This window comes from Streptomyces sp. NPDC005551 (assembly GCF_042871785.1).
In the GTDB taxonomy this organism is placed as follows: Bacteria; Actinomycetota; Actinomycetes; order Streptomycetales; family Streptomycetaceae; genus Streptomyces.
Genome location: NZ_JBIAJE010000007.1, coordinates 421,329 through 434,802, shown reverse-complemented (window position 1 = coordinate 434,802; position 13,474 = coordinate 421,329). Strand labels below are relative to the sequence as shown.

The 13,474-nt window shown below is 72.0% G+C and carries 13 protein-coding genes; 12 read left to right on the top strand and 1 reads right to left on the bottom strand.

Going from position 1 to position 13,474, the window contains the following annotated elements; all coding sequences use genetic code 11:
• The first annotated feature begins 420 nt into the window (after window positions 1-420).
• On the top strand, window positions 421-1,578 hold the full coding sequence (locus ACFYP4_RS22715) for a transposase (protein WP_388787454.1): 1,158 nt from the start codon (window positions 421-423) through the stop codon (window positions 1,576-1,578).
• 30 nt (window positions 1,579-1,608) lie between these two features.
• Window positions 1,609-2,295 carry a response regulator transcription factor gene (locus tag ACFYP4_RS22710; protein WP_358853331.1) on the top strand — a complete coding sequence of 229 codons (687 nt, stop codon included), beginning with the start codon at window positions 1,609-1,611 and terminating at the stop codon, window positions 2,293-2,295.
• A gap of 60 nt (window positions 2,296-2,355) precedes the next feature.
• On the opposite strand, the gene ACFYP4_RS22705 is transcribed toward ACFYP4_RS22710, so the two are convergent.
• Entirely contained in the window at window positions 2,356-3,120 is a 765-nt protein-coding gene (locus ACFYP4_RS22705) for an arylmalonate decarboxylase (protein WP_388787452.1), read from the bottom strand.
• Window positions 3,121-3,394: 274 nt separating this feature from the next.
• On the opposite strand from ACFYP4_RS22705, the gene ACFYP4_RS22700 reads away from it, so the two are divergent.
• The 10 genes from ACFYP4_RS22700 to ACFYP4_RS22655 all read left to right on the top strand — a co-directional run bounded on the left by ACFYP4_RS22700 (window position 3,395) and on the right by ACFYP4_RS22655 (window position 13,412).
• Window positions 3,395-4,552, top strand: coding sequence for an isopropylmalate synthase (locus ACFYP4_RS22700; protein WP_388787450.1), 1,158 nt, complete (start codon window positions 3,395-3,397; stop codon window positions 4,550-4,552).
• A gap of 45 nt (window positions 4,553-4,597) precedes the next feature.
• Complete coding sequence (locus tag ACFYP4_RS22695; RefSeq protein ID WP_081222306.1) at window positions 4,598-4,783, top strand: lysine biosynthesis protein LysW; 186 nt, start codon at window positions 4,598-4,600, stop codon at window positions 4,781-4,783.
• A 1-nt stretch (window position 4,784) separates the two neighbouring features.
• A complete protein-coding gene (locus ACFYP4_RS22690; RefSeq protein ID WP_358853334.1) occupies window positions 4,785-5,639 on the top strand; it encodes a RimK family alpha-L-glutamate ligase in 855 nt (284 codons plus the stop codon).
• A complete protein-coding gene (gene argC, locus ACFYP4_RS22685; RefSeq protein WP_358853335.1) occupies window positions 5,636-6,691 on the top strand; it encodes an N-acetyl-gamma-glutamyl-phosphate reductase in 1,056 nt (351 codons plus the stop codon). The genes ACFYP4_RS22690 and argC overlap by 4 nt, the downstream gene beginning before the upstream one ends.
• Window positions 6,688-7,518, top strand: a complete 831-nt coding sequence (locus ACFYP4_RS22680; RefSeq protein WP_358853336.1) for an acetylglutamate kinase — start codon at window positions 6,688-6,690, stop codon at window positions 7,516-7,518. The genes argC and ACFYP4_RS22680 overlap by 4 nt, the downstream gene beginning before the upstream one ends.
• A complete protein-coding gene (locus ACFYP4_RS22675) occupies window positions 7,515-8,078 on the top strand; it encodes a gamma-glutamyl-gamma-aminobutyrate hydrolase family protein (RefSeq protein WP_358853337.1) in 564 nt (187 codons plus the stop codon). Before ACFYP4_RS22680 ends, ACFYP4_RS22675 begins: the two co-directional genes overlap by 4 nt.
• A 73-nt stretch (window positions 8,079-8,151) precedes the next feature.
• Window positions 8,152-9,267: a Glu/Leu/Phe/Val dehydrogenase dimerization domain-containing protein gene (locus ACFYP4_RS22670; protein ID WP_358853338.1), complete on the top strand. Its 1,116-nt coding sequence runs from the start codon at window positions 8,152-8,154 to the stop codon at window positions 9,265-9,267.
• Entirely contained in the window at window positions 9,267-11,036 is a 1,770-nt protein-coding gene (locus ACFYP4_RS22665; RefSeq protein ID WP_388787444.1) for an AMP-binding protein, read from the top strand. Before ACFYP4_RS22670 ends, ACFYP4_RS22665 begins: the two co-directional genes overlap by 1 nt.
• 72 nt (window positions 11,037-11,108) lie before the next feature.
• Window positions 11,109-12,407 carry a pyridoxal phosphate-dependent aminotransferase gene (locus ACFYP4_RS22660; protein ID WP_358853340.1) on the top strand — a complete coding sequence of 433 codons (1,299 nt, stop codon included), beginning with the start codon at window positions 11,109-11,111 and terminating at the stop codon, window positions 12,405-12,407.
• A 33-nt stretch (window positions 12,408-12,440) separates the two neighbouring features.
• On the top strand, window positions 12,441-13,412 hold the full coding sequence (locus ACFYP4_RS22655) for a fumarylacetoacetate (FAA) hydrolase (RefSeq protein WP_388787441.1): 972 nt from the start codon (window positions 12,441-12,443) through the stop codon (window positions 13,410-13,412).
• The last annotated feature ends 62 nt before the right edge of the window (window positions 13,413-13,474 follow it).

The window sequence follows — 13,474 nt, the reverse complement described above, 5'->3', positions numbered from 1 at the left end:
GGCGCCCCGGGCGGCCGCCGGAGGGGGTTGACCCCCCGGCGGTCGCGGCGCGTCCACCTCACCCGGGGGCCGCCGAGGTCACCCGACAGCGTGCTGGATCATGGTTTCATGACTTGTTAATATTTCATCAGACATGTCCGTGAGCCGGTTTCACCCCTGGTAGAGCCCCCTCCGCGCTCCGTTCGGGTCCCTGGGACGGGCCGGGCCGAAGGGCATTTCCACAGGTCAGCCCGCGAACTGGCGAAGTAGACGGCCGATCCGGGCAAACTCCGTTCAGGACGGTACTTTCACCTCGTACGTATGTGCCATGCATCCACTCGGATGTGTTCGGTGACGGGTATCGAGGGGGCGTAGCGTCAGATGTCGTCAAGTGAGGTACGCGCGGGGGAGCCGGGCGGCGGCGCATGCATGCAGACGTTCATGGACGACGTCTTCCCCCCGTTCCAGCGCTCCGAGCAGCGCCGTTGGGCCCAGGTGTATCTGTGGGGGCTCCTCCACGGGGCCGGCAGGAAGACGCCGCGGCACATGGCGCGGGCGAACCCCTTACCCGCGGCTGCGGCACGGGGCCTGCACCAGTTCATCAACGCCAGCCCGTGGGACTGGGTTCCGGTGCGCCGTCGGCTCGCGCTGCTGGTGGCCGCCCGTACGAGACCGCACGCCTGGACCGTCGCCGAACTCGTCATCCCCAAGCGGGGCGAGCACTCGGTCGGCGTGCACGGCCGGGTCGACGCCGGGACCGGACGCACCGTCAACTGCCAGCGCGCGCTGGGGTTCTTCCTCGTCACGGGCACCGAGAGCTACCCGGTGGACTGGAGCCTCGTACTCGGCGGTGTGTGGGACTCGGACCAGGAGCGCAGGCGCCGTGCGCGCATCCCGGCCGCCGAGGCCGGGCGCACCGTCGCCGACCAGGTCGTCCGGTACGCCGCCGAGGTGGCCGCACAGCCCCGGCTTCCGCGGCTGCCCTGGGTGCTGGATCTCACGCGGTGCGACGACGTGATCGGCGTCCTCGCCGGCCTCGCCCGGCTGCGTGCCGACGTCGTGTGCGAGGTCTCCCCGGACCAGCCGGTGTTCGCGGGCGGGCAGGCGCCCGTCCTGACCACCGTGAGCGCGCTCATGGACGTAGGGCGCGCCCGGCGGACCCACGTGCTCCTCCGCCACAGCTCCGGCGGCCGCGTCCGGGGCGCACTGGTTCACATCCACACGGGCATGGTGGCGCTGCCGGGAACCGCGAACGGTGACGACGCCGGGTCCCGCCCGTACCGCGCACTGGAACGGCCGGATCCGGAGGGCCGGCAGCCGGCCAGGTACTGGCTCACCACGCTCACGGAACGCCGGGTGGAGGAGACCCTCCGGCTCGCCCGGGGCCACACCTCGGCTCTGTCGGCCGTGCGCACCCTCGGCCGGCGGTTCGGGGTCCTCGACTTCGAAGGCCGCTCGTTCCCCGGCTGGCACCACCACATGACCATGGCTTCGGCCGCCTACGCCTACCGGCACCTGTTCGGGTCCCCCCGCCGAGCGGCCCCGCCGCCGGACCCGCCCCCCGCACCGCTCGCGGCGCTCACCGGCGCCCTGACCTGATGTGGAGCCGAGGAAAGTGGGGGTGGGCACGTGAGGGTGCTGGTGGTGGAGCAGGACAGCGAGGCCGCGGCGACCATGGTGAGCGATCTCAGACGGCAGGGATTCACCGCGCGCAGTGTCGGCACCGGAGAGCTGGCCCTACGGGTGCACGGCGACGCGGATCTGGTGCTCTTCTCTCTGGAACTGCCGGACATCGACGGTCTGGAATTGTGCCGGGAACTGCGCAGGAGCGCCGACACGGCACTGATAGCAATCACCGACGACGAGGACGAACTGGGGCGGGTCCTGGTCCTGAACGCGGGCGCAGACGACTGTGTGGCGAAAACCTGGGGATTCCGTGAGGTCGGGGCTCGTATCGGAGCGGTCCTGCGCCGGGCCCGGCCCCGTCAGACCCTCCCGGAAGCCATTTCGCTGCGCCCTCTCCATATCGATCCCCGGCTGCGGGAAGTGCGTCTGCACAACCGGCTCATCAGCGTCACGTCGAAGGAGTTCGAGCTGCTCTACACCCTGGCCGCCACTCCCGAAACAGTCGTGACGCGCAAGGAGTTGATGGCCCGGGTCTGGGGAAGCGACTGGGGGCACACCAGTCGCACCATCGACACGCATGTGAGCAGTCTCCGGGCGAAACTCGGCTGCAACGGCTGGATCATCACGGTCCGGGGCGTGGGCTACCGCATGGGGCACGCCTGGCGCATGCCCGAATCGTCCGCGGGCTGACGGATGGCCGGCGAAGGGCCCCGGGGAGCGCGCCGCCCGGGGCCTTCTCCGTCGTGCCGGTCACACCGTCGCGCGCTCCAGCCTCCGCAGCAGCGGGTGGCTCGCCTCACCGGTGTCGCCCGATACCCGGCGCGCCCACCAGGCCGACGCGAGGTTCGAGGTCAGCAGCGTGCGGCCCGGCTCCCGCCGGACCAGTTCGGTGAGCGCGGCGAGCGTGCCCATGCCCGTCCCGGTGAACAACAGGGCCGTGCCGACGGGCAGTTCCCGCTGCCGCACGCGGCGCAGGATCGCCGCGGTCGTCACCTCGTACGGGTCGTAGTGTGCGTCGCCCGCAGTCGGCCCCGCCGGGCCCGGACCGACCGGGACGAGCACCACTTCGTCGACCGTCAGTCCTGCCCGCTCCCAGAAGGCGCGTGAGGTGTCCGTGAGCCACGGCTGGTACGGAGAGACGAGCGTCAGACGGGTCACGTCGAGCGCCTCGCAGGCCGCGAGGATCGCCTGCGTGGAGGACTGCACGGGGAAGCCGGCGCGCTCGGACAGTTCGTCGCAGAAGGCCCGGTCGCCCTCGGGTCCCAGCAGGTAGTGCGACGCGCTGCACGCGACCACGGTGGCGTCCAGACGCAGGGCGCCGAAGCTGCCGAGCAGCCCAGGGAGCACCTCGTTGTACGTCTCCAGCATGGCCCTGAGCCCGGCTCCGGGGGTCACCGGGAAACGGGAGGTGTACACGTTGATCCCGGTACCGAGCAGATGGTTGAACTCGGGTTCCGCCGTGGGGTTCTCCGGCGGCACGACGAGCCCCAGCCGGGGCAGCGAGAAGAGATCCATGTCCGCACCGTAGGCCGCGGGTCCCGTCAACGGCCGTGTTTCGTGCGGTATTTGGCGCGCACGCCACACCCTTCTTGCAGTCCCTTTCCTTTCTGACATTCCTTGACACTCCGCCACACAGTTCTGACACGGACGATGTTGCTCTTTCCGGCCGGGGGACGAAGGATATGGATCAGCGATCAGCGCCGAGGCATCCCCGAATTCCGATTCACAGACCCTTTCGGGAAAACAGCCCCTATCGGGAACCCCTGCCGGGAACAAGGAGTGGAAGAAAATGCCAGCAGCAGAGAGCCCCGAGAAACTGGAAAGGCCACCCCGCATATCCGACGCGACGCTGCGGGACTCCGCACACATGGCGGGTGTCGAGTTCGGCCCCGAGGACGCCGCCGCCATCGCGGACCTGCTGGTGCGTACGGGCGTCGAACTCGTCGAGGTGGGCATGGTCTCCGGCCCCGACTCCAGGGACGCCGACCTCGTCCTCGCCACCCACGGGGCCGTCGGCCCGGACCGCAGCATGACGCTTCTGGTGGTGCGCGACCGCCGTCAGGTCGCCCGGGCTCTCGACGAGGCCGAGCGGCTGGGCGTGCGCCACATCATGTACTCCATCCCCACCTCCGAGCAGCACGCGCAGTTGAAGCTCGACTCGGCCAGCCCCAAGTTCCTCCAGGCGCTGGCGCGTTCGGCGATCACGCAGGCCAAGGAGCGCGGCTTCCACGTCACGTTCAGCGGCGAGGACGGCGCCCGCACCCCCAGGGAGCGGCTGGTTCCCTACGTCGAGGCCGGGTTCGCTGCAGGTGCCGACCGGTTCCGGCTCGCGGAGACCGTCGCCCACCTGTCCCCGTGGCAGATGGAAGAGGTCATCGCGGACCTCGTCGCGATCGACGGCTCCGAGATCGAGATCCACTCGCACAACATGCTGGGGATGGCCGTCGCGAACTCCCTCGCCGCCGTCCGCGCGGGCGCCCAGTGGATCTCGGCGACGGTCGGCGGCATCGGGGAGCGAGGCGGCAACGCCCCGCTCGCCGAGCTGCTCACCTCACTGCGCGTGATCCACGGCGACACGCGCTTCGACCTGACCCACCTCACCGAGCTGTCACGGATCGCCCTGCGGGGCGCCGGCCTCGGGGACGCCTTCCAGTCCGGGCCGACCACCCCGCACGCTTTCGCGTACGAACTGCCCGGCCAGCTGAACCACCCGCACGCGTACGAGACCCTGCCCGCCGAAGCCGTCGGCAACAGACGCGAATTGCGGGTACGCGGTCGGCTGACCGGCGCCCTGGTCGCCTGGGCGCTGGGCGGCTCGGACCTCGAGGTCGACATCGGCGCCTTCACCGCGTGGCTGGCCGAGCGGCAGGAGCGCGACGGCCGCCCGCTGCTCGACCGGGACGCGATCCGCAAGGCCGCCATCGACTTCCGCCCCGTGCACGCCTGACTTCCCCACACCACCCACGACCCGCCCATGCAAACGGAGTTGACGATGTCCACCGCCACCCTGACCGGCGTATGCCCCGAGTGCGAGACCGACCTGACCGTGCCCCCGGTCACCAAGGGCGAGACCCTCTCCTGCCCCGAGTGCATCCTGACCCTCCGCGTCGAGGCCGTCGAGGACGGCCGGCTGACGCTGGAGATGATCGAGGTGCAGCTCCGCGACTGGGGCCAGTGACATGGGCGGTCATCGCGCTGTCGCGGTCATCGCCGACCGCATCGCCTGGGAGGAACGCCTGATCATCGAGGCCGGGCCGGCCTTCGGTCTGCGCATCGACTGGGTCAACGACGAGTCCCTCTCCCTCGGCCACCCCGACGCCCCGGCCGTCCGGGGGTACGACACCCTGCTGATCCGCAGCCGCAGCTACACCCGCGGCGGACTGATCGCCACCCTCGCCGAAGCGGCCGGGGTCCCCACCCTGAACACCGCCCGGGCCATCCACGCCTGCGAGAACAAGGCCGCCCTGCGCGCCCTGCTGCACACGGCGGGCGTGCCGGTGCCGGACCACCGGCTCGTGCTGTCCCGCAAGGACTTCGACAAGGCGCTCGCCGATCTGCCACTGCCCCTCGTCCTGAAGCCCGTCTTCGGCGGCATGGGCAAGCGCGTCACGCTCATCCGGCACGCCGACACCGCCCACTCCGTGTACGACTACATCGAGGACCTGGCCCACGCCTTCGAGCAGGCCGGCGTGGTGGAGCCGTACCTCGGCGGCACCTCGGTGCGCTGCCTCGTCGTCGGGCGTGAGCTGGTCGGCGCGGCGGAGTTCGAGAGCGGCGGGAGCGACTGGCGCAACAACGCCGCGCTCGGCAACAAGAACCGTGCGGTCGCCCACGACCCCGACGTACTCAAGATCATCGACGGTGTGGTGGGGGTGCTCGGCCCCGGCATCTACGGGGTCGACCTCTTCAGCACCCCGGACGGCCACGTCGTCAACGAGGTCAATCACGCGCCCGGCTTCCGGGCGGTGGCCGCCGCCACCGGGGCGGACATCCCCTCGGCCATCGGCCGTTACGTGCAGGAGCTACTCGCATGATCCGTGCAGGAGTCGTCGGTGCCTCAGGGCTCGCAGGCGGCGAACTCATCCGACTCATCAGCCAGCACCCCGACCTGGAGCTGACGTTCCTCGGCGGTTCCTCCAGCATCGGCAGACGTCCCTCCGAGCTGCACCCCGGCCTGCGCATCCACCAGGGCCTGACGGTGCAGCCGGTCACCGAGGAAGTCGCGGACCGGGTCGACGTCCTCTTCCTGGCCACCCCGGCCACGGTTTCGGCGGACTTGGCCTCCCTGCTCGCCGACCGGATCCCGGCCGTCATCGACCTCAGCGGCGCCTTCCGCATCCGCACCCCGGAACTGCACGACCGCTGGTACCCGAAGGTCAAGCGGCGGGCCGACCTGACGGACCGCTTCGTCTACGGCGTACCGGAGCTGGTCGGCGACCGGCTGAAGGACGCCGCCCTGATCTCGCTGCCCGGCTGCTACGCCACCGCCATCACCCTGGGCCTGGCCCCGCTCACCCTCGGCCTCGGTCTTGCGCTGAAGACGGTGGTGGTGGACGGAAAGAGCGGATCCAGCGGCGGCGGACTCCAGCTGCGCACCTCCGACCTGCACCCGTTCCGGGCCGGCGCCATCGCTCCCTACTCCCCCACCGGGCACCGGCACGCCGCCGAGGTCGGTGACTTCCTGGAGCGGAGCAGGCCCGGCGGCATCGGCAGCCTGTCCATGTCGGCGTACGGCGTCTCGAACGTACGCGGGCTGCTGACCTCCTCGTACGTCTTCACCGACGACAAGGTGGACCAGCGCGAGCTGTCGCGGGCCTACCTGCGCTTCTACAAGGGGCGCCCGTTCGTACGGGTGCGGCGGCACGACGAGACACTGATCCCGGTGCCCGACCCGCAGGTCGTCCTCGGTTCCAACTTCGCGGACGTGACGGTCCTGCACGACGAGGACGGCGGCCGGATCGTGGTGCTCGCCGCACTCGACAACCTCGTCAAGGGCGCCGCGGGCCAGGCCGTGCAGGCCCTGAACCTGAGGTTCGGCCTGCCGGAGGAGACGGGGCTGACGCAGCAGCCGGTGATGCCGGCGTGAGCACACATCGTTCCGCGCCCACGGTGGTCAAGCTCGGCGGGAGCTGCCTGGACGAGCTGGACGGCGGCTGGTGGGACGACCTGGCCCGCCACGGCCAGGGCCACCCCCTGGTCCTTGTGCACGGCTGGTCCAAACCGCTGAAGAAGCTCAGCGCCCGCTACGGCGAACCGTCGGCGATCCTGCGCGACCGGTACGGCAACCAGAGCAGGTGGACCACGCCCGAGGTCATCGACGACATCAAGGCCGTCAGCGCCGACCTCGCCGAGGACGTCCTGAGGCGGCTGAAGGACCGGGGCATCACCGCCGAGCGGCTGCTCGGCAGCGAGGGTCTGGTCAGCGCGGGCCGGGGCGAGCGCTGGTGGTGGCGGGAGAAGCAGCTGGTCGAGCTGGACAACCTCGTCGGACCGATCACCGGGGTCGACGTGGCCCCGCTGACGAACCTCCGGCCCGGCCACGCCTGCCTCGTCACCCCTCTCGCACGGAACGCGGCCGGCCAGGAGGTCAACACCGACGCCGACCGGGCCGCCGCCGCGATCGCCGGGGCCACCGGCGCCAGAGACCTGGTCCTGGTCACGGACGTCGGCCACCTCCTGATCGACGGGGAACCGGTGCGCCGGATCAGTGGCCGGGACGCGGCCGCCTTCCGCGACAGGGGCGCGAAGGGCGGCATGCGCAAGAAGCTGCGAGCCGCCGGCGAGGCCCTGGAGCACGGCGTGGAGCGGGTCGTCATCGGCAGCGCCCCCGTCACGGAACTGCTGGCCGGCCGTACCGGCACGCTCATCACCGACACACAGTCCCCCACCCGCACGTCAGGAGCGAACGCATGACGCGGCCCCGTGTCCTGGTCGTCGACAACGGCACCCTTTCCCTCAGGCAACTGCGCTCCCGGTTCGAGGAGTTGGGCTCACAGACCGAGGTGTCCGACGCCGTGTCCGTACCCGCCCGGGTGGACGGCCGCTACCAGGCGATCGTGCTGAGCGGCACGAAGGTGCGCGCGTACGACAGCGAGTACTACCGGCCGCTGACCGACCTCGTCGCCCACGCGGACGTGCCGGTCTTCGGCATCTGCGGCGGCATGCAGATACTCGCCGTCGCGGCCGGCGGACGCCTCGTGGAAGGGCCGCAGCGGGTCGGCGGCCACGAGGCGCAGGTCGACACGGAGGAACCGCTCTTCGCCCATGTGAAGCCGACGGTCACCGTCTTCCACCGGCACACCCTCTACCTCAGGGAAGCTCCGGCGGGCTACCGCTCGATAGGCCGCTCCGAGCACGCGCCCGTCGAGTTCCTCCGCTCCGACGACGGCCGGATCCTCGGCTCCCAGGCCCATCTGGAGTTCCGCAAGGACGGTTTGGAGATCCTGCGCGGCTTCGCGCAGCTCTACCAGTGAGCCGCGTCCGGCCCGGCTCCCCCCGTCCGCCGACTCACGACACCGCTGACACACCAGACCCAAGGACTACGCCATGAGTGCTCCGGAAGACCCGCAGGACCCCGCCCTCACCGTCCACCTCAACGGCAGCGGGGGCACCATCAAGGGCTGGGTGGTGGTCGACACGCTCGTCGACGGCCTGGCCATGGGCGGCACCCGCATGACCGCCGGGGTGACCGAGGACGAAGTCGCCGGCCTGGCCCGCGACATGACCGAGAAGTTCACCCTGGCGGGGCTGCGCATCGGCGGCGCCAAGGCCGGGATCGTCTCCGACGGCGCCGACCGCGAGGAGACCTTCCGCACCTTCGGCCGCACGGTGAAACCACTTCTGCACGGCGGCATCCACCTCGGCATCGACATGGGCGTCACCCCCGCGGACCGGGCCGTCTTCTTCGCCGAGGCGGGTTACGACCCCCGCTACCGCCTCGGCGCCCCGGACATGCCGATCGACTGGCGCACGTACTACGAGCCCCTGATCGACGTCACCGGGCACGGCGTCGGGGTCGCCGCGGTCACCGCCCTGGAGGCGAGCGGCCGTACGGAGCCGGCCCGGGTGGTCGTGCAGGGCTTCGGCGCGGTGGGCCGGGCGGTGGCGCGGTTCCTGGAGGACCGCGGGCACATCATCGTGGGCGTCGCCGACGTCCAGGGGACCATCAGCGCGGACCGCCTTCCGGTGGCCGAACTGGTCGCCGTGACCGACGAGTTCGGACGCATCGACCGCACCCGCCTGCCGCAGGACGTCACCCTCTCCAGCGGGCCGGACGCGTGGCTGGACGTCGCCGCGGACATCCTGATCCTGGCGGCGCAGAAGTACGCGCTCACCGCCGAGAACACCCACCGTCTGCGGGCGGGTCTGGTCGTCGAGGGCGCCAACCTCGCCTCCAGTGCGGAGGCGAAGGAGAAGGTCGCCGCATCCGGGGCCGCCCTGGTCCCGGGCGTGATCGCCAACATCGGCGGTGCCGCCTCGGCGGCCCTGGCCGTCACCCGGGTCGTCCCGTTCGACCTGCCGGCCGAGGCGCGCAAGGCGTGGGTGTTCGACTGGGTCGGTGACCGGGTGCGGCGCAACACCCGCGACCTGCTGGAGATCGGAGCCGCCCGGGCGGGCGATCCGCTTCCCGAGCTGCTCGCGGCCCGCCGGAAGGACCGCTGATGAGTACGGCGGCTTCGGCGCGGTCCGCGACCCCCGGGGAGCTGTCCCGGCCCGCTCGGGGAGAGGAGGCGAACCCGGCCTCCCGGGACCACGCCGCCGAGTACCGGCGCCGCGGGTGGTGGCGGGACGAGACCTTCCTCGACGACCTGCACCGCCAGGCCCGCCTGCGCCCGCGCCGGCTGGCCGTCGCGGGCCGGCGTGTCGCGGAGTCCCGCACCGACACGCTCGACTACGCCGAACTGAGCCGGCTGACCGACCGGTTCGCCCTGGCTCTGCTGGAACTGGGTGTGGAACGCGGGGACTTCGTCGCCGTACAGCTTCCGAACCGCTGGGAGATGGTGCCGCTGATCTTCGCCTCGATCAGGGTCGGCGCCGTCGTCATCCCCATCTCGCCCATCTGCACGGAGGAGGAACTGCGCCACCGCCTCGGACTCACCGGTGCCCGGGTGTGCATCACCCTCCCCGAGTGGTCGGGCACACCGCTCGCCGATATCGTCGTGCGGCTCAAGGGCGAACTCCCTTCCCTCACGCATGCGTTGGTGGTCGACGGCCCGGTGCCCGAGGGCGCCCTCCCCTTCCACCGGCATTTCGTGGCCGTGGAGCGGGAGGAACAGGAGGGCGCCGCCGCGCGGCTGGAGGGCCTGGCGCTCGGAGCGGACGACCCGTTCGTGGTGCTGTTCACCTCCGGCACCACCGGCCCGTCCAAGGGCGTCCTGCACAGCCAGAACACGGTCCACTCGGCCGTACGCGGGTACGTCGACGCGTTCGGGGCGGGCGACGACTGGGTGGCCGCGGTCTCCACCCCGCTCGTCCACTACTCGGGGTTCGCACAGGGGGTCCTGGCCGGTGTCATGCTCGGCGGCACCGTCGCCTTCCAGGACGTACGCCGCAACGAGGCACTGCTCGACCTGGTGGAACGGTACGGTGCCACCCTCCTGTACGGGCCGCCCGCCACCCTCGCCGAGGTGGCGGCGTCGCAGCGGGCCGAGCGGCGCGACACCCGTACGCTGCGGCACGTGGTGATCGGCTCGGCGCCGGTGCTGCGGGAGCTTGCCGACGAGGTGCGCGAGACGCTCGGCGCCCGGGCCCACTCCCTGTGGGGCATGTCGGAGAACGGCCCCGTGACCACCACCCGGCCGGAGGACCCCGAGGGCTGGGCGGCGCGGAGCAACGGGCGCGCCATCGACGCCATGGAGACCCGCATCGAGACCGCAGAGGCGCCCGGGGCCTCGCCGGCACCCGGCGCGCAGGGCTCGGTGGGACGGCTCAAGGTGCGCGGCGCGTCGCTCGCCCTCGGATACCACAGGCGTCCGGAGGCGTTCGCGGCCGAACTCGACGCGGACGGCTGGTTCGACACCGGCGACCTCGCCCGTGACGACGGCCGGGGTGGTGTCCGCATCGTCGGCCGGGCGCGGGACGCGATCGTGCGGGACGGGCACGTGGTGCCGATGACCGAGCTGGAAGCGGTGATCGGCAGCCACCCGAAGGCCGCGGAAGCCGCGTTGGTCGGCCTGGAGCCTGCCGTGCCCGGCCCGCGGGAGGGCGCGGCGGGCGGTGTCCGGAGCGTCATCGTCGCCGTCGTGGTCGGTCGCGGCGGGGAAGGCCCGTCGCTCGACGAGGTCCGGGCCCGTGTCACGGCGGCGGGGTACGACCCCCGCTTCCTGCCGGACCGGGTGGAGCCGGTCCCGGCTCTGCCGAAGACGCTGACCGGCAAGGTCCGCAAGGCGGAGCTGCGCGAACGGTTCGCCTCGACGACGTCGGCGTCCTGACCACCCCTGACCACCTCTGACCACCCCTGTCCACCCCTGCCCCCACTGCCCGCCCCGAGAGCTGGAGCTGCCATGCCCGAACCCACACCGGTCTCCATGTCGGCCACGCTGGCCGCGGACGAGGCCCTGGACCGACGGCGCCGGGCCGGGGAACGGGTCCTTTCGATGGCCGCCGGGGAGATCGGCCTGCCCGTCCTCCCCGCGCTCAGGGAACGGCTCGCCGCCGCCGCCGGCGAGAACGCGTACGGCTCCGTCGCCGGGAGTCCGCTCCTGCGGACCGCCGTCGCCGGATACTGGGAGCGCCGCGGCCTGGCCATGGACCCCGGGCTCGTCGTGGCGGGCCCCGGCAGCAAGGCGTTGCTGTTCGCGCTGTTCCTCGCCATCGGCGGGGACGTGATCGTGCCGGTGCCGAGCTGGGTCAGCTACGCGGCTCAGGCCCGGCTCGTCGGCGCCCGGTCCACCCCCGTACCGATCCTGCCGGGTCAGGGCGGGGTGCCCGACCCCGACCGGCTTCGCGAGGCCGTCGCCGCCGCCCGGGCGGCAGGGCGGAACCCGCGCACCGTCGTCGTCACCGTGCCGGACAACCCGACGGGCACCGTCGCCTCGGCCGACACCGTGCGGCGACTGGCCGAGGTGGCACGCGAACTGGACCTGTTCATCGTGTCCGACGAGATCTACTGCGACCTGGTGTACGACACCTCCGCACCGGCCGTCTCCCCGGCCAGGCTCGCTCCTGAGCGGACCGTGGTCACCACCGGACTGACCAAGAACCTGGCACTGGGCGGCTGGCGCACAGGAGTGGCCCGGCTGCCGGACAGCGAGCAGGGGCGCGCCCTGCACGCCCGGCTCGTCGCGGTCGCCAGCCAGATCTGGTCGAGCCCGCCCGCGCCGGTGCAGACGGCGGCCGCGTACGCGTTCACCGAGCCGTCCGAGGTCACCGACCGCGTGACGGCGAGCCGGCGGCTGCACGAGCGGGTGGTGCGCGCCGTCGCGGCCCGGTTCACCGCCGCGGGCGCGGAACTGGCTCCCGTCGCCGCCACCTGCTACCTCTATCCGGACTTCGAGCCGTTGCGGGACAGCCTCGCCCGGACGCACGGGGTGCACGACGGCGACGCCCTGGTCCGGCTGCTCTCCGAACGCCACGGGGTCGGTGTCCTGCCGGCGAGCGCCTTCGGGGAGCGGGGGCGCCCCCTGCGGATCCGGGCGGCGACCAGCCGCCTCTACGGCGAGACCGCGGAACAGCGTACGGCGGCGCTGGAGGCGGCGGACCCGCTCGCCCTGCCGTGGATCCGGGAGTCCGTCGACCGGGTCGGCGAGGTCCTGGCCCGGCTCACGGGCACGGAGCTGTCCGCCCCCGTCTCCCACTCCTGACCCCAACCCACCCACCCGACAGAGGAGTCGACCATGTCCCACCCCCGCCTGCCCGTTCTGTTCGAGGCTCTCCACCACGGTGAGCGCCATGTCGGCTTCGGGCACCCCGAGGACGGCGCCCCGCTGACCCTGTACCGGGTGGAGGAGGGCCGGACGGCCGCCGCCTTCATCGCCACGGACGGCTCGGAACAGGCCTTGCGGACCGCTCTCACCGAGGGCGCGGCGACGGTCACCGTCACCGCGGACGACCCGGAGCTGCGCCTGCTGCCGCCGCTGCTGCCGGCGGCCACGGGCAACGCCCTGCTGAGCGGCTTCATGGGCACGCACAAGAAGAAGTGGGGCGGTGAAACGGCCCGTGAGGGCGCGGAGTTCACCCCGCCGAAGTGGTTCTTCAAGGGGTTCGGCGACTGGGTGCGGCTGCCGGGTGAGGCGCTGAACGTTCCGGCGCACCCGGTCGCCCTCATCGAGGAGCCGGAGGTCGCTCTCGTCTACGTCAACGATGCCGACGGCACGCCCCACTACGCCGGCTACACCTTCGGCAACGACCTGTGCGACATCGGTCTGCACCGCCAGGACCCGGGCTACAACCCGTACTGCAAGCTGTGCGACACGGCCCTCACCCCCTGGCTCTTCCTCGGGCCCCCGCCGCGCACGGTGACCGGCCGGGTCACCATCTCCCGGGACGGCGCGACCGCTTGGGAAGGCGCCTTCGACTGCGGGGACGACGCCCTGTACCACCGGGTGCAGGACATGGCGGACCACCTGTTCACCTTCCCGGCGGTGCGGCGGCCCGGACTCGTCAACTACGTACTCCTGGGCGCCGACGAGGCCAGCTTCCACGACGGGTTCCGGATCGCCGACGGCGACCGCATCGCCATCGACGTGACGAGCCACGGCGTCGCCTTCGAGAACCAGGTGCGGTACGTCTCTCCGGCACCGTCCACCACCCCGGGTGCTGCCCCGGCCCCCTCGGCGGAGGCACCCGAACCTGTCCCGGCGGCATGAACACCTCGTTAAGTAAGGCCGGTTGACCTGGGCAGGCGCGCACCGGCCCGGGCACGCTGAGG

Coding starts and splice junctions, on each gene's coding strand:
- ACFYP4_RS22655 (WP_388787441.1), top strand. CDS start 12,441: ATGTCCCACCCCCGCCTGCCCGTTCTGTTCGAGGCTCTCCACCACGGT.
- ACFYP4_RS22675 (WP_358853337.1), top strand. CDS start 7,515: ATGACGCGGCCCCGTGTCCTGGTCGTCGACAACGGCACCCTTTCCCTC.
- ACFYP4_RS22715 (WP_388787454.1), top strand. CDS start 421: ATGGACGACGTCTTCCCCCCGTTCCAGCGCTCCGAGCAGCGCCGTTGG.
- argC (WP_358853335.1), top strand. CDS start 5,636: ATGATCCGTGCAGGAGTCGTCGGTGCCTCAGGGCTCGCAGGCGGCGAA.
- ACFYP4_RS22705 (WP_388787452.1), bottom strand. CDS start 3,120: ATGGATCTCTTCTCGCTGCCCCGGCTGGGGCTCGTCGTGCCGCCGGAG.
- ACFYP4_RS22700 (WP_388787450.1), top strand. CDS start 3,395: ATGCCAGCAGCAGAGAGCCCCGAGAAACTGGAAAGGCCACCCCGCATA.
- ACFYP4_RS22665 (WP_388787444.1), top strand. CDS start 9,267: ATGAGTACGGCGGCTTCGGCGCGGTCCGCGACCCCCGGGGAGCTGTCC.
- ACFYP4_RS22690 (WP_358853334.1), top strand. CDS start 4,785: ATGGGCGGTCATCGCGCTGTCGCGGTCATCGCCGACCGCATCGCCTGG.
- ACFYP4_RS22660 (WP_358853340.1), top strand. CDS start 11,109: ATGCCCGAACCCACACCGGTCTCCATGTCGGCCACGCTGGCCGCGGAC.
- ACFYP4_RS22695 (WP_081222306.1), top strand. CDS start 4,598: ATGTCCACCGCCACCCTGACCGGCGTATGCCCCGAGTGCGAGACCGAC.
- ACFYP4_RS22670 (WP_358853338.1), top strand. CDS start 8,152: ATGAGTGCTCCGGAAGACCCGCAGGACCCCGCCCTCACCGTCCACCTC.